The 18764-nt window shown below is 71.8% G+C and carries 17 protein-coding genes; 7 read left to right on the top strand and 10 right to left on the bottom strand.

Annotation, left to right across the window (positions count from 1 at the left end; genetic code table 11):
* Nucleotides 1–38 precede the first annotated feature (38 nt).
* The 4 genes from nhaA to ABT122_RS10010 all read left to right on the top strand — a co-directional run bounded on the left by nhaA (nt 39) and on the right by ABT122_RS10010 (nt 3457).
* Nucleotides 39–1433: a Na+/H+ antiporter NhaA gene (nhaA, locus tag ABT122_RS10025; protein WP_351548125.1), complete on the top strand. Its 1395-nt coding sequence runs from the start codon at nt 39–41 to the stop codon at nt 1431–1433.
* A 78-nt stretch (nt 1434–1511) separates the two neighbouring features.
* The gene (locus ABT122_RS10020; protein WP_351548122.1) at nt 1512–1979 is read left to right on the top strand and encodes a phage holin family protein; all 468 of its coding nucleotides are present in this window, start codon (nt 1512–1514) and stop codon (nt 1977–1979) included.
* A gap of 228 nt (nt 1980–2207) precedes the next feature.
* Nucleotides 2208–3140 carry an alpha/beta fold hydrolase gene (locus ABT122_RS10015; protein ID WP_351548120.1) on the top strand — a complete coding sequence of 311 codons (933 nt, stop codon included), beginning with the start codon at nt 2208–2210 and terminating at the stop codon, nt 3138–3140.
* Between the two features lie 128 nt (nt 3141–3268).
* Nucleotides 3269–3457, top strand: coding sequence for a hypothetical protein (locus ABT122_RS10010; protein WP_351548117.1), 189 nt, complete (start codon nt 3269–3271; stop codon nt 3455–3457).
* Nucleotides 3458–3565: 108 nt separating this feature from the next.
* Here ABT122_RS10010 and ABT122_RS10005 read toward each other — a convergent pair whose 3' ends face one another.
* The 3 genes from ABT122_RS10005 to nth form a co-directional block, all read right to left on the bottom strand.
* Nucleotides 3566–4765: a MarP family serine protease gene (locus tag ABT122_RS10005; protein ID WP_351548182.1), complete on the bottom strand. Its 1200-nt coding sequence runs from the start codon at nt 4763–4765 to the stop codon at nt 3566–3568.
* A gap of 125 nt (nt 4766–4890) precedes the next feature.
* On the bottom strand, nt 4891–5685 hold the full coding sequence (locus ABT122_RS10000; protein ID WP_351548116.1) for an NUDIX hydrolase: 795 nt from the start codon (nt 5683–5685) through the stop codon (nt 4891–4893).
* Nucleotides 5686–5731: 46 nt separating this feature from the next.
* A complete protein-coding gene (gene nth, locus ABT122_RS09995; protein ID WP_451067969.1) occupies nt 5732–6652 on the bottom strand; it encodes an endonuclease III in 921 nt (306 codons plus the stop codon).
* A 314-nt stretch (nt 6653–6966) separates the two neighbouring features.
* Between nth and ABT122_RS09990 the strand changes: the two genes are divergently transcribed.
* Entirely contained in the window at nt 6967–7641 is a 675-nt protein-coding gene (locus ABT122_RS09990; protein WP_351548110.1) for a Crp/Fnr family transcriptional regulator, read from the top strand.
* A gap of 93 nt (nt 7642–7734) precedes the next feature.
* Here ABT122_RS09990 and ABT122_RS09985 read toward each other — a convergent pair whose 3' ends face one another.
* The 6 genes from ABT122_RS09985 to sp36 all read right to left on the bottom strand — a co-directional run bounded on the left by ABT122_RS09985 (nt 7735) and on the right by sp36 (nt 15117).
* Nucleotides 7735–8625, bottom strand: a complete 891-nt coding sequence (locus ABT122_RS09985) for an SPFH domain-containing protein (protein WP_351548107.1) — start codon at nt 8623–8625, stop codon at nt 7735–7737.
* A gap of 270 nt (nt 8626–8895) precedes the next feature.
* Nucleotides 8896–9726, bottom strand: a complete 831-nt coding sequence (locus ABT122_RS09980) for an MBL fold metallo-hydrolase (protein WP_351548104.1) — start codon at nt 9724–9726, stop codon at nt 8896–8898.
* The gene (locus ABT122_RS09975; RefSeq protein ID WP_351548101.1) at nt 9723–10589 is read right to left on the bottom strand and encodes an NUDIX hydrolase; all 867 of its coding nucleotides are present in this window, start codon (nt 10587–10589) and stop codon (nt 9723–9725) included. Before ABT122_RS09975 ends, ABT122_RS09980 begins: the two co-directional genes overlap by 4 nt.
* Before the next feature lie 333 nt (nt 10590–10922).
* A complete protein-coding gene (locus ABT122_RS09970) occupies nt 10923–13913 on the bottom strand; it encodes a PQQ-dependent sugar dehydrogenase (RefSeq protein ID WP_351548099.1) in 2991 nt (996 codons plus the stop codon).
* Between the two features lie 554 nt (nt 13914–14467).
* A complete protein-coding gene (locus ABT122_RS09965; protein WP_351548097.1) occupies nt 14468–14956 on the bottom strand; it encodes a RidA family protein in 489 nt (162 codons plus the stop codon).
* Complete coding sequence (gene sp36, locus ABT122_RS09960) at nt 14953–15117, bottom strand: Sp36 family protein (RefSeq protein WP_190120869.1); 165 nt, start codon at nt 15115–15117, stop codon at nt 14953–14955. The genes ABT122_RS09965 and sp36 overlap by 4 nt, the downstream gene beginning before the upstream one ends.
* Before the next feature lie 138 nt (nt 15118–15255).
* Between sp36 and bagA the strand changes: the two genes are divergently transcribed.
* Together bagA and ABT122_RS09950 are read left to right on the top strand one after the other, a co-directional pair.
* Entirely contained in the window at nt 15256–16218 is a 963-nt protein-coding gene (gene bagA, locus ABT122_RS09955; protein WP_351548093.1) for an ATPase BagA, read from the top strand.
* Nucleotides 16215–17756, top strand: coding sequence for an ArsA family ATPase (locus ABT122_RS09950; RefSeq protein ID WP_351548090.1), 1542 nt, complete (start codon nt 16215–16217; stop codon nt 17754–17756). Before bagA ends, ABT122_RS09950 begins: the two co-directional genes overlap by 4 nt.
* Nucleotides 17757–17964: 208 nt before the next feature.
* On the opposite strand, the gene ABT122_RS09945 is transcribed toward ABT122_RS09950, so the two are convergent.
* A complete protein-coding gene (locus ABT122_RS09945) occupies nt 17965–18309 on the bottom strand; it encodes a WhiB family transcriptional regulator (RefSeq protein ID WP_351548179.1) in 345 nt (114 codons plus the stop codon).
* Nucleotides 18310–18764 lie beyond the last annotated feature (455 nt).

Here is an 18764-nt window from a genome sequence, read left to right as displayed (position 1 = left end):
CATGTGATTCGTGCTGCCCGACCAACCGAAGGAACTCCATGGCCGCCTCCCCCAGTCCGCGCAAATTCCTCGGCCGGCTCTCCCTGCCCGAGCGCACCTTCGTCACCGACGCCCTGCGCACCGAGACCGTGGGCGGCGTCCTCCTTCTGCTGGCCGCCATCGCCGCGCTGGTCTGGGCGAACACCCCGCTCAGCGACAGCTACGACTCACTGCGCTCGTTCCACATAGGCCCGTCGGCGCTCGGCCTGGACCTCTCCATCCAGCACTGGGCGGCCGACGGACTCCTCGCGATCTTCTTCTTCGTGGCCGGGATCGAGCTGAAGCGGGAACTGGTCGCCGGTGAACTGCGCGACCCCAAGGCCGCGGCCCTCCCCGTCATCGCCGCGCTCTGCGGCATGGCGGCCCCCGCGCTCGTCTATGTCCTGGTCAACACCCTCGGCGGCGGCTCCGCCGACGGCTGGGCCGTCCCCACCGCCACCGATATCGCCTTCGCGCTCGCCGTGCTCGCGGTCATCGGCACCTCGCTGCCGTCCGCGCTCCGGGCGTTCCTGCTGACCCTCGCCGTGGTGGACGACCTCTTCGCGATACTGATCATCGCGGTCTTCTTCACCAGCGAACTGAACTTCGCCGCGCTCGGCGGCGCGGTCGTCGGCCTCGCCGTCTTCTGGCTGCTGCTGCGCAAGGGCGTGCGCGGCTGGTACGTGTACGTCCCGCTGGCCCTGGTCGTCTGGGGGCTGATGTACAACAGCGGTGTCCACGCCACCATCGCCGGTGTCGCCATGGGTCTGATGCTGCGCTGCACCCGCCGGGACGGCGAGGAGCACTCCCCCGGCGAGCACATCGAGCATCTGGTGCGCCCCCTCTCGGCGGGGCTGGCGGTCCCGCTCTTCGCGCTGTTCTCGGCGGGCGTCGCCGTCTCCGGCGGCGCCATCGGCCGGGTCTTCACCCAGCCGGAGACGCTGGGTGTCGTCCTCGGCCTCGTCGTCGGCAAGGCGCTGGGCATCTTCGGCGGCACCTGGCTGGCCGCCCGCTTCACCCGCGCGGAGCTGAACGAGGAACTGGCCTGGCCGGATGTCTTCGCGGTCGCGACCCTCGCCGGAATCGGCTTCACCGTCTCGCTCCTGATCGGCGAGCTGGCCTTCGCCGACGACCCCGCGCTCGCCGACGAGGTCAAGGCCGCCGTACTGGTCGGATCGCTGATCGCCGCCGTGCTCGCCGCGATTCTGCTGAAGCTGCGGGTGAAGAAGTACCGGGCCCTCTTCGACGAGGAGGAGCGGGACGAGGACCAGGACGGCATCCCCGACATCTACGAGCAGGACGACCCGGAGTACCACGCCCGCATGGCGGAGCTCTACGAGAAGAAGGCCGCCGAGCACCGGCGGCTGGCCCAAGTTGCGGGGGCGTCGCGCGGCGACGGCGACAGTCCGGCATGATCTGATGTCGGACCCGGGAAGTTTTCCGGGCGCCGAAGAGGAAATGTAGATCTCGGACCCAGGAGAGAGGGAGCAGCGATGAGCGACCCCGGCACCAGTGCCGAGCGCAGTCTCGGCCAGCTGGTCGCTTCGGCGACCGCCGAGATGTCCGCACTTGTGCACGATGAGATCGCACTGGCCAAGGCGGAGCTGCGGCAGGACGTCAGGCGCGGCGCGATCGGCTCGGTGGCCATAGGCATCGCGGGGGTGTTCGCGCTCTTCTCGCTGCCGGTGTTCAGTTTCGCCGCGGCGTACGGAATCCATAATCTGGGCCTCGGCCTCGCCTGGTCGTTCCTGATCGTGGGCGGGGCGTTCGTGGTGCTCGCGGTGCTGCTGGCGCTGCTGGCGATCTCCAAGTTCAAGAAGGTCAAGCCGCCGGAGCGGTCCATCGCCTCGGCCAAGGAGACGGCCGCCGTCCTCCAGACCGTCAAGCCCCACCCGCGCTCGCCGAGGTCCCAGCCCGAGCTGATCCCCGGCTCCGTGCCGCGGGAGCGGATCTCGGCCTGACCCCGGGAGGGCCGGCCGGCCGGCTGACCGCCCGCGGCGCGGCCCGGCGGACACGGCCGGGCCGGGCAGGGCGCTCAGGCGGGCCGGGCAGGACGCTCGGTCGGGGCCCGGCATGTCGGACCGGGTCCGGGTGCGCGCTCCGTGTGCCGGGGGGCGGGGACGGCCCCGCTCCCCCGGCCGGACGGCCATGGCGCACACGGGCTGCGCGGTTGTGGCACGCTCATCAGCATGACGGCCCCTGAAACCGGTAGTGGAAGCCCCATTCGCATGGAGGGTCCGTGGACCCATCGCGATGTGGCGGCCAATGGAGCGCGCTTCCACATCGCCGAGATGGGCGACGGGCCGCTGGTCCTCCTCCTCCACGGGTTCCCGCAGTTCTGGTGGACCTGGCGGCATCAGCTCCCGGCGCTCGCCGACGCGGGGTACCGCGCGGTGGCGATGGATCTGCGGGGAGTGGGCGGCAGCGACCGTACGCCGAGGGGGTACGACCCCGCCAACCTCGCGCTCGACATCACCGGGGTGATCCGCTCCCTGGGCGAGCCGGACGCCGCGCTCGTCGGTCATGACCTGGGCGGATATCTGGCGTGGACGGCCGCCGTGATGCGTCCGAAGCTGGTGCGCCGGCTCGCGGTCTCCTCGATGCCGCATCCTCGCCGCTGGCGCTCGGCGATGGTCTCGGACTTCTCGCAGAGCCGCGCCGGGTCGTACATCTGGGGGTTCCAGCGGCCGTGGCTGCCCGAGCGCCGGCTGGTCGCGGACGGCGGGGCCCTGGTGGGCGAGCTGATCCGGGAGTGGTCGGGGCCCAAGCCGCCGGAGGAGTCGGCGCTGGACGTCTATCAGCGGGCCATGCGCATTCCCTCGACGGCGCACTGCTCGATCGAGCCGTACCGCTGGATGGTGCGGTCGCTGGCCCGGCCGGACGGCATCCAGTTCAACCGCCGGATGAAGCGCCCGGTGCGGGTCCCGACCCTGCATCTGCACGGGTCCCTCGACCCGGCGATGCGCACCCGGAGCGCGGCGGGCTCGGGCGAGTACGTGGAAGCGCCGTACCGCTGGCGGCTGTTCGACGGTCTGGGGCACTTCCCGCACGAGGAGGACCCGGTGGCGTTCTCGGCGGAGCTGATCAACTGGCTGAAGGACCCGGAACCCGACCGTCCGTAGCCGCCGGAGAGGGCTTCGGGACCCGGCGGAGAACGCCTGTCCGACGAACAGCCAATTGCCTGGCGCATACGCCAATTGGGCGCCCCTGACACGGTTACCGACCTTGGGGCACGGGCACACGTCCCGGTATGGGCTTGACGTACGACTACGGTGACGCGGCACGCAACCGTCGCTCGGCCAGCGCGCCGAGCACCCACAAGAGCGAGGGCCCGCAAGGCCGAGGCCATGATCATCCCGGACAGGGGATCGGTATCCCGCGCATTCTCCGGCGCCGAGCGCGCTGGGTCTCCGCGCGACTGCGCCACACCCGCCACTGACCGCCCCGGGCTCCCGGCACCCGACCGCTGCCGGGCTTCCGGTGTCCCCCGGCCGTCGGCCCGGGGCCGGGCCGGCGGCCGGGGGACACCGGGCCCGCCTCCGGAGCGCTACAGCGCGCACCCCTGGCTGTCCACCTGCTGGTTGGCGGAGAGACCCGCGGAGATGTCCTCGGCGATCTCGTCCACCGTGAGCGCGTAGCCGGTCTGCGGGTCGTCCAGCGAGCGGGCGAAGATGACTCCGTACACCTCGCCCTCGGGGGTGAGGAGGGGGCCGCCGGAGTTGCCCTGGCGGACGGTGGTGAAGAGCGAGTAGACATCGCGGCCCACGGTGCCGCGGTGGTAGATGTCGGGGCCGTTGGCGTTGATCCGGCCGCGGACGCGGGCGGAGCGGACGTCGTACGCGCCGTTCTCGGGGAAGCCGGCCACGATGGCGCTGTCGCCGGTGCGCGCGTCGGGCTCGGCGAACTCCAGCGGCTCGGCCCGCAGATCGGGGACGTCCAGCACGGCGATGTCCCGCTGCCAGTCGTAGAGCACGACCTTCGCGTCGTACAGCCGGCCCTCGCCGCCGATCTGCACGGTCGGCTCGTCGACCCCGCCCACCACGTGCGCGTTGGTCATGACCCGCCGCTCGCCGAAGACGAATCCGGTGCCTTCGAGGACCTTGTTGCAGCTCTGCGCGGTGCCGACGACCTTGACGATGGACTTCTTGGCGCGGGCGGCGACCGGGCTGCCCACCAGCGCCGGGTCCGGGGCCTTGACCTCGGTGATGGGCTCGTTGGCGAAGGGGCTGAAGACCTGGGGGAGGCCGTTCTGCGCGAGGACGGAGGAGAAGTCCGTGAACCAGGTGGAGGCCTGCTCCGGCATCACCTGGGAGACGCCCAGCAGCACTTTGGAGCTGCGCACCTCCTTGCCGATGGTGGGCAGCGCCGTCCCGGCGAGGGCGGAGCCGATCAGCCAGGCCACCAGCAGCATGGCGACCACATTGACCAGCGCGCCGCCGGTGGCGTCCAGGGCGCGGGCGGGTGACCAGGTGATGTACCGGCGGAGCTTGTTGCCGAGATGGGTGGTGAAGGCCTGGCCGACCGAGGCGCAGAGGATCACGATGACGACGGCGACGACCGCGGCGGTGGTGGACACCTGGGAGTCGTTCGTCAGTTCGTCCCAGATCACGGGGAGCAGATAGACCGCGATCAGTCCGCCGCCGAGGAATCCGATCACGGACAGGATGCCGACCACAAAGCCCTGGCGATAACCGACGATCGCGAACCACACGGCGGCGACCAGCAGCAGGATGTCCAGCACATTCACCGTCATTAGCCTCGCAGTCATCGCCTTCGTCACCGGACGGGGTGTCCGGCCCGCACCGGTGGTCCCGGCCCGGTGTGCCGCCCGGCACCCGGTCGGTCCGGCCGTGGTTTCGGGGAATCAGACTGTCATGAGCGCCAGTCCAGCGGGACCTGCTTCTCCCGGTCCCAGGGCCGCTCCCAGCCCGCGAAGTGCAGCAGCCGGTCGATCAGACCGGCCGTGAAACCCCAGACCAGAGCCCCTTCGACGGTGAACGCGGGGCCGAGGTGGCCGCTGGGGTGGACGGCGGTGGCACGGTTCGCGGGGTCCGTGAGATCCGCCACGGGGACGGTGAAGACCCGTGCCGTCTCGGCGAGGTCGACCGCCCCGACGGGGCTGGGGACGCGCCACCAGCCCACCACCGGGGTCACGACGAAGCCGCTCACCGGGATGTAGAGCTTCGGCAGCACGCCGAAGAGCTGGACGCCCGCGGGGTCGAGCCCGGTCTCCTCCTCGGCCTCGCGCAGGGCGGCCCGGAGCGGCCCCGCGCCCGCCGGATCGCCGTCCTCCGGGTCCAGCGAGCCGCCGGGGAAGGCGGGCTGGCCCGCGTGGGTCCGCAGACTGCCGGCGCGCTCCATCAGCAGCAGCTCGGGGCCCGTGGCCCCCTCGCCGAAGAGGATGAGCACGGCGGACTGGCGGCCCCGGCCGCTCTTGGGCGGCAGAAAGGCGCTGAGCTGGCCGGGCTCGACGGTGTCGACCGCGCGGGCGACGGGGCCGAGCCACGGGGGCAGGCCGTCGGTGGTGACCGGAACCCCCGGGTCGTACGGGCCGCCATGGCCCGCCCGCTCGGCGCCGGGCGCCGGCTCCGGGCCCCGGCGGCTCTGTCCGGGTGTCCCGCCGCGCGCGGACGCGGCGGGTCCGGATGTCTCTTCTCCTGTGCGCATGGGCACCCCCTCGTTCACAACGCCCCGGGGCGCACGGATCGTTCCGTCATCCGGCCTCCCCGGCGGCCGGAGTCTCCGCCGGGGAGGCCGGCGGGGCCGGTTCGCCCGGATAGCCGGGCGGCGGGCTGAGCCGCTGGCCCGGCCGGCCCCCCATCTCGTACTTCAGGAGCTTTCCGGCCTTCTCCGGGTCCGTCTCGCCCTCGCCGTAGGACGGGCAGAGGGCGGCGATCGGGCAGGCGCCGCACGCGGGCCTGCGGGAGTGGCAGATACGGCGGCCGTGGAAGATCACCCGGTGGGAGAGCATCGTCCACTCGGACTTCGGGAAGATCTCCGCGATCTCCGCCTCGACCTTCTCCGGGTCCGTCTGCTCGGTCCACTTCCAGCGGCGCACCAGCCGGCCGAAGTGGGTGTCCACGGTGATGCCGGGGACCCCGAAGGCATTGCCGAGGACCACGAAGGCCGTCTTGCGGCCCACCCCGGGCAGCGTCACCAGGTCGTCGAGACGGCCGGGGACATTGCCGCCGAAATTGTCCCGCAGGGCCTGGGAGAGCCCGAGCAGGGATCTGGCCTTGGCCCGGAAGAAGCCGGTGGGCCGGATGATCGCCTCCAGCTCCTCGGGGACGGCCGCGGCCAGCTCCTCGGGGGTGGGGTACTTCGCGAAGAGCGCGGGCGTCGTCTGGTTCACCCGCAGGTCGGTGGTCTGGGCCGACAGCACGGTGGCGACGAGCAGCTCGAAGGGGTTGCGGAAGTCCAGCTCGGGGTGGGCGTACGGATAGACCTCGGCGAGCTCGCGGTTGATCCGGCGGGCGCGGCGGACCATGGCGAGCCGCGACTCCGGCGCACGGCTCCCGCGCGGCCGGGGCGTGTCCCGCGAGGTGGCACGGGGTGCCGCCCCGGAGGCCGCCCGCGATGAAGATTGGGCACCATTTGCGGCTTTTTGGGCTCCGACTTCCGACTGTTCGCCCACAGCGGAATCCTGCTTGGCGGACACTCTCCCAGCCCCCTTGGCCTGCGCTCTCACCGGTGAGTTGGACACCCGGCCAGCCTACGGTCCACCACTGACATCCGCCCCGGTCACCGCCAATCCGGACCCAATCGGGCCCCTGCCGCACGAACAGACTCTCCCGTGCGTCAGACTTGTTGTGATTGATCGCACGAATATTTACTTGCCAAGGGTCCGCGGCGGACAGACTGTCCTACGCGGTGTCCCCCGGACCGGCACCGTGCGGTCCGGCATCATGGGGGCCACGGTCCCTGAGCAGGTCGACAAGGAGAGAATTCGTGGACGACGTTCTGCGGCGCGCCCCGCTCTTCGCGGCGCTCGATGATGAGCAGGCATCGGAGCTCCGCGGCTCGATGGGTGAGGTGACGCTCGCCCGCGGCGATGCGCTCTTCCACGAGGGCGACCCCGGTGACCGGCTCTATGTGGTCACCGAGGGCAAGGTCAAGCTCCACCGCACCTCCCCGGACGGCCGCGAGAACATGCTCGCCGTCCTCGGACCGGGCGAGCTGATCGGCGAGCTGTCCCTCTTCGACCCGGGACCGCGCACCGCCACCGCCACCGCGCTCACCGAGGTCAAGCTCCTCGGCCTGGGCCACGGCGACCTCCAGCCCTGGCTGAACGCCCGCCCCGAGGTGGCCACCGCACTGCTGCGCGCGGTCGCGCGGCGGCTGCGCAAGACCAATGACCAGATGTCCGACCTGGTCTTCTCCGATGTCCCGGGCCGGGTCGCCCGGGCGCTCCTCGATCTGTCGCGCCGCTTCGGCGTGCAGTCCGAGGAGGGCATCCACGTGGTGCACGACCTGACCCAGGAAGAGCTGGCCCAGCTCGTCGGCGCCTCCCGCGAGACCGTGAACAAGGCCCTGGCCGACTTCGCGCAGCGCGGCTGGCTGCGACTGGAGGCGCGGGCCGTGATCCTGCTGGACGTGGAGCGCCTCGCCAAGCGTTCCCGCTGACCACGGGTGCCCCGGCGACGGGGCCCCAAGCGGAAGGGCCGCCCGGATGGTTCCGGGCGGCCCTTCCGCTGTCCCGGCACGGGACCGGGGGGCTCAGTTCTTGCGCCCGCTGCCGTCCACGATCAGCGCGTTGTCACCGCCGCCGCCGCACGGCACCGCGTACACCGGGTTCTTGGCCGCCGCCTCCTTGAAGGCGTCGATGCACTGGTTCATCAGGACCTTCTCGCTGAGCGAGTCGCTGAGGATGCGGTTCGCCTTGGCGATGCCCTCGGCCTCGATCCTGCGGCGCTCGGCCTCCGCCTCCGCCGTGCGCGCCGCCTCGGTGGCCCGCTCGGTGGACTGCTGCTGCTGGATCTTGCGGTCGATCTGGCCCTGGAGCTGGTCGGAGGGCTTCACATTGCGCAGATTGACGGTGGTCACGGCGATGCCCCGGGGGGCGAGACGCTCCTTGATGAGATCACCGATCTCGGTGTTGATCTTCTCGCGCGCGGAGGAGTAGCCCTGCTCGCTGGTGTGGCGGGCGAAGACATTGCGGATGATCTCCCGGCTGTCCGGGAAGACCAGCCGCTGCTGGATGGCGTCCTCACTCCCGGCGAGCCGGTACAGCTCGACGGCCTTGGCGGGGGTCACCGCCCACTTCACGGTCACCTCCACGTACATCACACCGCCCTGCTTGGAGCGGACCTCGACCACGTCCTTGTCGGAGAGGTTCAGGTCCACCGGCCGGGTGGAGAAGGTGGTGACGTTGGTGAACGGGGAGGTGACATTCATGCCCGAGGTCATGGGCGAGCCGACCTTCCCGAAGGTGACCGGGACTCCCACCTCGTAGGCGCTGATCACATGCACACAGCTGGCGACGCCGGAGAAGAGACCCGCTATCAGCGCCCCCAGGGCGCCGAACTTGAGCGCCGGGCGCTCAAGGCTGCGCCCGACGAAGAACAGCACCACTGCGGCGATGACCAGCAGAACAAACAAGACGAACACGCGGAACCTCCCAGGAAACGCCCGAAGTAAGCGGAGCGTAAGCCACACCCCAAAGCTTCGGACGCGCGGGGGTCCGCGCCGGTTCTCCGGAGCCGCGCCCGCGCCGTGGCCTGTTGCCCGCGCCCTGGCCTGCGCCTGCGCCCTGGCCTGTTGCCCGTGCCCGCGCCTGCGCCTGCGCCTGCGCCTGCGCCTGCCGTACGACGCCCTCGCGCCCGCCGGGCCTCCAGGGCGCCCCGGGCCCTGGCCCCCTCACCGCGGACGGGACACTCCTCAGACGAGCCCGTGCTCCCGCAGATACTCCAGCTGCGCCCGCACCGACAGCTCCGCCGCCGGCCAGAGCGAGCGGTCGACGTCCGCGTACACCCGTGCCACGACCGCCTCGGCCGTGCGGTGGCCGTTCTCGACCGCTGTCTCCACCTGGGCGAGCCGGTGAGCGCGGTGGGCGAGATAGAACTCGACGGCGCCCTGGGCGTCCTCCAGCACGGGCCCATGGCCCGGGAGGACCGTGTGCACCCCGTCGTCCGCCGTCAGGGAGCGCAGCCGCCGCAGCGAGTCCAGATAGTCGCCGAGCCGCCCGTCCGGATGGGCGACGACGGTGGTGCCCCGGCCCAGGACGGTGTCCCCGGTCAGTACCGCGCGGTCGGCCGGCAGATGGAAGCTGAGCGAGTCCGAGGTGTGGCCGGGGGTGGCGACGACCCGCAGCTCCAGCCCGCCGACGGATATCTCCTCGCCCGCCGCGAGCCCCTCGTCGCCGAGGCGCAGCGCCGGGTCGAGCGCCCGCACCGGGGTCCGGGTCAGCTCGGCGAAGCGCCCGGCGCCCTCGGCGTGGTCGGGGTGGCCATGGGTGAGCAGGGTCAGGGCTATGCGCTTGCCCGCCTGCTCGGCGGTGGTGACGACCCGGCGCAGATGGGTCTCGTCCAGGGGGCCCGGATCGATGACCACCGCCAGGTCCGAGTCCGGTTCGGAGACGATCCAGGTGTTGGTGCCGTCGAGCGTCATGGCCGACGGGTTGGGCGCGAGGACATTGACCGCCCGCGCGGTGGCGGGCCCGGTGACCACCCGGCCCCGGGGCTGTCCCGGCAGTGCCGCCGCCTCGGTCATCGCGCGCCTCCCGCCGGGATGTGCTTGGTGAACTCCTCGTGTCCGGGCCAGCTGAGCACCAGCTCGTCACCGTCCATTCTGGCCCTGGCCAGGACCGGGGTCAGATCCTGGCCGCCGGCCGCCGCGAGGGCCTCGGCCGCCGTGGCGTACGGGAGGAGGGTCCGCAGTGTGGCGACCGTGGGCGGCATCATCAGCAGCTCGCCCCGGTCGTATCCCCCCGTCGCCTCGGCGGGACCGATCCACACCGTGCGGTCGGCCTCCGTGGAGGCGTTCCGGGTGCGCTGCCCCTCCGGAAGGGCGGCGACGAAGAACCAGGTGTCGTAGCGGCGAGGCTCGAACTCGGGCGTGATCCAGCGCGCCCACGCGCCCAGCAGATCCGAGCGCAGCACCAGCCCGCGCCGGTCGAGGAAGTCGGCGAAGGCCAGTTCCCGGTCGACGAGGGCCTGCCGGTCGGCCTCCCAGCCGTCGTCGGTGGTCGCGCCGATCACCGTGTCGGGGGTGAGGCCGGCGAGCAGCACCCCGGCCTCCTCGAAGGTCTCCCGGACCGCGGCGCACACGATGGCCCGCGCGGATGGCTCGTCGACCCCGAGCCTGGCCGCCCAGACCTCGGGTGCGGGGCCGGACCAGCGGACCGGGCGGGCGTCCCGGTCGTCCACTCCCCCGCCCGGGTAGGCGTAGGCGCCGGCCGCGAAGGCCATCGAGGTGCGGCGGCGCAGCATGTGCACCACGGGGCCGCCGTCCGCCGTATCGCGCAGCAGCATCACGGTGGCGGCCCGCCGGGGCGGAGCCGGGGTGAGTTCGCCGCGCGTGAGAGCGCGAATCCGGTCCGGCCACTCCGGTGGGTACCACTGACCATGGGGCATGGCCGGATGCTAAACGCTCACGCGCGGATGTTCGAGGGCACAGCCGGCGGGCGGGGCTCCGGGGGCGGGCTCCCGGCCCGTTGGCGAGGTTTCACGTGGAACATGCCCGGCACGGGCCGAGGGGCGGCCGGAGGGAGCATTCCGGCCGCCCCTCGGGTCCTGGGGGCGCGCCCGGGCGGGCCCGGGCCCGGTGACGCTCGTCGCCCGGGCCCGGGCCCGGGTGGACGGGACGGCCCGGGCGCACGGGGCCGGACCTGCCGGCCCCGTGCGGTACGGCGTCGTGCGGTACGGCCCCGGGTGGCGCCGGTCTCCGGCGCGCCCGGGCGGGGCCGGCTACGCCGCCGCGCTGGAGTTGCCGCGCAGCTTCACACTCGCCGTGGCGGCGCTCTTGATCGCTGTTTCGATCTGGGCCATGGAGGAACCCGACCCGAGCCCCTGCACGGTCGCCGTGTTCAGCGCGTACAGGGTGAAGGTGTAGGGATGGCTGGAGCCGCCCGGACAGGGCCCGAAGTACTTCTGGGCGTTCGCCCCGCTGCCCATGGCCTTCTGTTTCGCCCCGTCCTGGCCCGGGACCGTGTAACCGGAGCCCAGCCCCTCGGGCAGCGAGAGCCGGGCGGCGGGGATGTCCCAGATGGCCCAGTGGAGCTTGGTGCCGCTGTTGGCGACGTCGGCGAGGACGATGGCCCAGCCGCTCGCCCCGGTGGTTCCGGCGCCCCAGGACAGCGGCGGTGACGCGTCCTGGCCCGCCGCCCCGTCCCCGGCGCAGGTGAACCGGGCCGGGATGGTGGCGTTGTCGCCGAAGGCGCCGCTGGTCAGCTTGAACTCGGCGGCCCCGCCGGAGTAGGCGATATCGATCAGGAGCACCCGGTCGTTGCCGTTGGTGCCGTCCTTGTCGGTGGAGGTGGTGAGCCAGATGTCGCCGTCGTGGTCGACCTCGACGGTGCGCAGCCGGCTGTAGGTGCCCTGGAAGTAGGTCTTCTGGTCCACCAGGGCGGAGTTCGCGTCGATCTTCATCCGGTAGACCCGCTCACCCCGGGTGGTGGCGACGAAGACATGGTCGTTGACGATGGTCAGACCGCTGGGCGAGCCCACCGAGGTCGACCAGGTCTTCTTGGGGGCGATATAGCCGGAGCAGCTGCCGCTGGTGCCCTCGCAGTTGGGCCAGCCGTAGTTGCCGCCCTTCTGGATCAGATTGACCTCGTCCATGACGCTGTTGCCGAACTCGGCCTGCCACAGCCGGCCCTTGGAGTCGAAGTCGATGCCCTGCGGGTTGCGGTGGCCCATGGACCAGACGGCGTTCCCGTAGGGGTTGTCCGAGGGGATGCTGCCGTCCTGGTTGATACGGAGGATCTTGCCGTTGAGCGAGTTGCGGTCCTGGGCCTTGCTGCTGCTCTGGGCGTCGCCCATGGAGGCGTACAGCTTGCCGTCGGGGCCGAAGCGCAGCCGCCCGCCGTTGTGGAAGCGGCTCTTCTCCATCCCGTCCAGCAGGACGGTGTAGCCGCTGAGCGCGTTGTTCTCCAGTTTCATCCGGGCGATGCGGTTGCCGTCGGACGAGGTGTGGAGGAAGTACAGATAGTGGTCCGACGCGAAACTCGGACTGACCTCGACCCCCATCAGACCGCCCTCACCGCCCGTGGTCTGGGAGTTGGGGACCTTGCCGAGCGAGGTCTTCTGGCCCGACTTCGTGAGCCGGTACACATTGAAGGTGTTCCGCTCGGTGTAGATGCCCGCGCCGTCCGGCAGGAAGGCCAGGCCCCAGGCGACGTCGACCCCGCCGGCGAGGGTGGAGACGGAGCCCGGGTCGGGTGTGCCGCCGGGCTGGGTGCCGCTGGTGCTGACGGTGATCTCCGGGGAGAAGGCGGACTTGTTGCCCTTGAGGTCGTACGCCCTGACCTTGAAGGTGTACGCGGTGCTCGCGGCCAGCCCCGCGACGGTGGAGGCGGTGCCGTCCGCGGTGCCCGAGAGGGTGCCGTTGCGGAAGACCTCGTAGCCGGTGACCTTCACATTGTCCGTCGAGGCGTTCCAGGCCAGGTCGACGCTGGTGGCGGTCCTGCCGGTGGAGCGCGGGTTCGCGGGGGCGGTCGGCGGCTCGCTGTCCGCGGGGGCGGGCAGGGTGGAGATGGTGACCGCGTTGCTCGCGACGGAGACATTGGCCGCGGCGTCCCGGGCGAAGACGGTCCAGTCGTACGCCGTCTCGGGTTCGAGGCCGGTGACGGTGGCGGCGAGGGTGTCGCCGCCGACCTGCCTCATCAGCTGGCCGTGCTGGTAGATGTCGTATCCGGTGACCCCCACGTTGTCGGACGCCGCGTCCCAGGCGAGGGAGACGGTGGAGGCCGTGGGCTCCTGGTCCTTGCGGAGACTGCCGGGGGCGGTCGGCTTCTCGGTGTCGGCCGGGCCGGTGGGGGTGACGGTGAGCTTGTCCAGGTTGGGCCCGTCACCGGAGGAGGTGGTGGCGCGGATCTTGTTGGAGCCCGCCCGGAGCGTGCCCTCGGCGCCGATGGCCTTCCAGGTGGTCCAGGCGCCGGTACCGGGGAAGGAGAGATCGTCGGCGACCGCGGTGCCGTTCACGGTGATGTCCATGGCCCGGGCGTCGGCGGCCCCCAGGGCGTAGCGGAGGTCGAGCTTCGCCGCCGTCGCCCGCGCCGATTCGACGGTGAACTCGACATAGGCGCCGGTCACCACCTGGAAGTTGACGAAACCGGTGCCGGAGTGGCCGGCGTGATTGGACTCCACGGCCCCCTGCGAGACGGTGCCCGCCTCGGCCTCGTAGTCGGTGCCCGTTCCGCCGTCGGAGGCGGTGACATCGAGGTAGTCGAGGTTGGGGCCGCCCTCGGCGGCGGTGGCGGTGGCCCGCACCGTGTTGGCGCCCGCCCGGAGCTGGACGGTCGTGTTCACGGCGGACCAGGTGGTCCAGGCGCCGGTGGGCTGGAAGTCCGCGCTGGTGGCGGCTCCGCCGTTGACGCTGATGTTCAGGGGCCGGTTGCCGGTGGTGCCGTTGGCGAAGCCGAGGGCCAGGGTGGCGGGCCCGGCTGCCGGGGCGTTGACGGTGAACTCGACATAGCTGCCGGCGACATTGGTGTAGTTGACGAAACCGGTACCGGAGAAGCCGGTGTGGTTGGACTCGGTCGCGCCCTGCGAGACGGTCGCGGACTCGGCCTCGTACCGCACGGGTGCGGCCCGGTCCCGGTCCCGGTCGCCGGGCGATCCCGGCTGGGCGTGGCCGAGGGGCGGCAGGGCCACGGTCAAGACCGCGGTGGCCAGGGCCACGAGGACGCCGGTCGCTCTGCGCGATCGACGGGGGCGGCGGCGGGGGGTTGATGCCACGGATCGATCCCTCCACGTTCGTGGGACGACTGGGGGGCTCCCGCCACTCCGTGTGTGCCGGCTTCTGTCGCGGCCTGTCGACAGGGCGGCGCCGTCGGAGCGGCACCGGCCGGAGGACGGCCGGGGGCACGGGCGACGGACCGGCGATCGGGCGGGTCGGCGGGAGGTACGCGCTGTTCACCAGAGGGGCGGTCGGGCGCCGGGGCGCGCCCGGCGCCGTTCATATGGATAGGAAACGTTCCTAACCATGGACAGAGGACACCCGTCGGCGCGTCCGCGTCAAGAGAGATGCAAGCGTTCGCTGAAGACGGCGGCGGCCCCGCGCCCACCGGGAATCCGGCGGGTGCGGGGCCGTCGCGGGGCAGTGGCGGAGCCGTCACCGGGGCTGACCGGCCGTTCAGCACCCGGCCGGGCCCGGCCGGTGCGGACGCGTACCGGCCGGCAGGGGCGCCCGGGCGGGGCCGGACCCGTACCGCCCGGCGGTCGCGATCCGGCCGGGGCCCCGGGTCCGTACCACCCGCGAGGGCGCCCGGGCCCGGGGGCCGGTCCGGTCCTCAGTCCTGGCGGAGCTCCACCTGGATCTCGACCTCGACCGGGGCGTCCAGCGGCAGCACCGCGACACCCACCGCGCTGCGCGCGTGCACACCCCGCTCGCCGAGCACCTCCCCCAGCAGTTCACTGGCGCCGTTCAGCACCGCGGGCTGCCCGGTGAAGTCGGCGGCGGATGCCACAAAGCCGACAACCTTCACAACACGCGCGATACGGTCCAGATCGCCGACGACCGACTTCACCGCCGCCAGCGCGTTCAGCGCGCAGGTGCGGGCCAGCTCCTTGGCCTCCTCGGCGGTGACCTCGGCCCCCACCTTCCCGGTGACCGGAAGCTTGCCCTCCACCATCGGGAGCTGCCCCGCCGTGTAGACATAGGGGCCCGAGACGACGGCCGGCTGGTACGCGGCCAGCGGCGGCACCACGTCCGGCAGCGTCAGCCCCAGCTCCGCGAGGCGGGCCTCGACGGCGCCGGGGGCGGCGGGCGCAGGGGTCACGAGGACTTCTCCCGCTTCAGATACGCGACGAGCTGCTCGGGGTTGTTCGGCCCGGGAACGACCTGGACCAGCTCCCAGCCGTCCTCGCCCCAGGTGTCCAGGATCTGCTTGGTCGCGTGCACGAGGAGGGGCACGGTCGCGTACTCGAATTTAGTGGTCATGACGCCGACTGTAGCCGCACGGATGAGCGGCCCGGCGCCCAGTGGGCGGGGTGCCGGTGCCCCGGCCCGCCCCCGGCGTGACGCAGCACGCACACGCCTCGTGCGTAGCGCGGGCCCCGACTGGTTAGGCTCGAATGTGTGAGCAGGCTCCAGGTCGTCAGCGGCAAGGGTGGCACCGGTAAGACGACGGTCGCCGCCGCCCTCGCGCTCGCCCTCGCGACCGAGGGAAAGCGGACTCTCCTCGTCGAGGTCGAGGGGAGGCAAGGCATCGCCCAGCTCTTCGAGACGGAGGCACTTCCGTACGAGGAGCGGAAGATCGCCGTCGCCTCGGGAGGGGGCGAGGTCTTCGCGCTGGCCATAGACGCCGAGCGGGCGCTGCTGGACTACCTCCAGATGTTCTACAAGCTCGGCAGCGCGGGCCGCGCCCTCAAGAAGCTCGGCGCGATCGACTTCGCCACCACCATCGCCCCCGGGGTGCGGGACGTCCTGCTGACCGGCAAGGCCTGCGAGGCCGTGCGCCGCCGGACGAAGCAGGGCGCGTACGCGTACGACTATGTCGTCATGGACGCCCCGCCCACCGGGCGCATCACCCGCTTCCTGCATGTGAACGACGAGGTCGCGGGGCTGGCCAAGTTCGGCCCGATACACAACCAGGCGCAGGCCGTGATGCGGGTGCTCAAATCCCCCCAGACGGCGGTGCACCTGGTGACCCTGCTGGAGGAGATGCCGGTCCAGGAGACCGCCGACGGCGTCGCCGAGCTGCGGGCGGCGGGGCTCCCGGTCGGCCAGGTGATCGTCAATATGGTGCGCCCGCACATCCTCGACGAGGAGGCGGTGCGCAGCGCGGCGGGCGACCGGCGCGGGGAGATCGCGAAGACGCTGGCCTCGGCCGGGGTGAGCGACGCGGCGAGCCTGGTCACCCCCCTGCTCGAACAGGCGGCCGACCATGCCCAGCGGGTGGAGCTGGAGCGCGAGCAGCGCGCCGCGCTGAACCGGCTGGAGCTGCCGTCGTACGAACTGCCGCTGCTGAGCGAGGGCGTCGACCTGGCCGGGCTCTATCAGCTGGCGAGGGAACTGCGGAAGCAAGGGACCGGTTCATGACCCTGGACGCGTCGGCGACACCTCTCGAAGTCGACCCGCTCATCGACGACCCGGAGACCCGGATCATCGTGTGCTGCGGCTCTGGCGGCGTCGGGAAGACGACGACCGCGGCGGCGCTCGGGGTGCGCGCGGCCGAGCGCGGCCGGCGGGTGGTCGTGCTGACCATCGACCCGGCGCGCCGGCTCGCCCAGTCGCTGGGGATCGACTCGCTCGACAACACGCCGCGGCGGGTGAAGGGGATAGCGGGCGGTTCCGGGTCCGGGCCGGGTTCCGGTTCCGGGTCCGGGTCGGGTTCCGGTTCCGGCGCGGAGTCCGGCGCGGGGTCCGGCGCGGGCACCGGCGGCGGAACCGGCGGGGAACTGCACGCCATGATGCTCGACATGAAGCGGACCTTCGACGAGATCGTGGAGACCCACACGGACGCCGAGCGCGCCCGCGCGATCCTGGAGAACCCCTTCTACCAGTCCCTGTCAGCCGGTTTCGCCGGCACCCAGGAGTACATGGCGATGGAGAAGCTGGGCCAGCTCCGGGCCCAGGACGAGTGGGACCTGATCGTGGTCGACACTCCTCCGTCGCGCAGTGCGCTGGATTTCCTGGACGCACCCAAGCGGCTGGGATCGTTCCTGGACGGAAAGCTCATCAAGCTGCTGGTGGCCCCGGCGCGGATGGGCGGCCGGGCGGGGATGAAGTTCCTCAACGTCGGTATGTCGATGATGACCGGGACGCTCGGCAAGCTGCTGGGAAGTCAGCTCCTGCGGGACGTACAGACCTTCGTGGCCGCGATGGACACGATGTTCGGCGGGTTCCGCACCCGGGCGGACGCCACCTACCGGCTGCTCCAGGCCCCCGGGACCGCGTTCCTGGTGGTGGCGGCTCCGGAGCGGGACGCGCTGCGGGAGGCGGCGTACTTCGTGGAGCGGCTGGCGGAGGAGGGGATGCCGCTGGCCGGACTGGTCCTCAACCGGGTGCACGGCAGCGGCGCCGACCGGCTCTCGGCCGAGCGCGCCCTGACGGCGGCGGAGATCCTCACCTCGGAAATCCTTGCCTCGGAAATTACATCAGAAAATCTTGACGGCCCCGGCATTGTCGATCAGGGGGGAGGGAAGACTGGTGTTCGTGAGGCCACGGACGCCTCTCCCGAAACCCTGTCCGTGGACCACGCCCCCACGGACCCACCGGCGCACCCCCCCGAGCACGACGCCCCCGAGCCCGCACCACAGCCCACCGACCCGGTCGCGCACTCCCCCGCGCGCCCCGGTCCACGCACCCCCGCGGCAGCGGACCACCCCACCACCGGGCAGCTGACGGCCGGTCTGCTGCGCCTGCACGCCGAACGGATGCAGGTGCTCTCGCGCGAGCAGCGCACGCGCGACCGCTTCACCGCGCTCCACCCCGAGGTACCGGTGGCCCAGGTGGCCGCCCTGCCCGGTGACGTACACGACCTGGCAGGACTCCGCGCCATCGGCGACCGGCTCGCGTCGGGTGGCGTATCCGGCGGCGCGCCGGAGGGCCCGGAGGGCAGCGACGCGCCGCGCTGACGGGACAAGGGGTCGGCGACACGGCACGGCAGGCAGGACACGCACGGGACGGCACCAGCGCTGACGGTGCCGCTGACACGGCGCCGGCCCGGCCTCCTGGCCTGGGCTGTGCGCCTGAGCGGCACGGACGTGCACCCATGCCAGCAGGACAGCCGCCGGGGCGTACGGTCCGTACCGGTGCGAGAAGGCCGCGGAAGTCCCGCGACCGCTACCCCACCGCCGCGTACGTCTCGTATGTCTCGTCCTCGTCAAGGCCCACGGGCAGGATGCCCGCGCTGCGCTCGTACTCCGTACGCGCTGTCTCCAGGAGCCTGCGCCAGGAGGTGACCGTGGGGCGTCTGCGCAGCAGAGCACGCCGCTCCCGTTCGGTCATTCCGCCCCACACGCCGAACTCCACTCGGTTGTCGAGGGCATCGGCCAGGCATTCGGTACGCACCGGACAACCGGTGCACACCGCCTTGGCCCTGTTCTGCGCTGCCCCTTGTACGAACAGTTCATCCGGATCGGTAGTGCGGCAGGCTGCCTGCGCACTCCAGTCGGTTACCCAGCCCATCCCGGCGCCGTCCTCTCCCGAATCGAGGCTCCCCCACGGCGGCAGAGGCATATTCACCGCTGCCAGTTGAGGACGTTACGGAAGGCGGACACACCGCAACACCCCCTTCGGGCCCAATCTTGAATGGCCCGAACGGACTATGCGTATGCGGCAGATCACCCAGGGGAGTGACCTGAAGGCATAAAGGATGAACTCCTCAAACCGGGGCATATATCCCCAGGTGGAGTGGGCGCGGGACGGCACATAAGACGGATTCCACTGGAATACGGACACGGAGTGCCATATTCCGCTTCCCTGGTCACCGCCACCGCAGTGACTACGAGCGCTGGGGCCGGACCCCGGAAGCGTTGCTACGAAATTGCTACAAACGCGCTGCGACCTGCGGTGGATTCCAGTAATACCTTGATACGGAACCACACTGCTGTGACAGTTGAGAGCAGCTTAGGCCAAGGCCT

It is taken from the genome of Streptomyces sp. NPDC001985, assembly GCF_040296845.1.
Classification (GTDB): Bacteria; Actinomycetota; Actinomycetes; order Streptomycetales; family Streptomycetaceae; genus Streptomyces.
The sequence above is the reverse complement of the archived record's forward strand: the minus strand, read 5'-3'. Positions and strand labels throughout refer to the sequence as shown.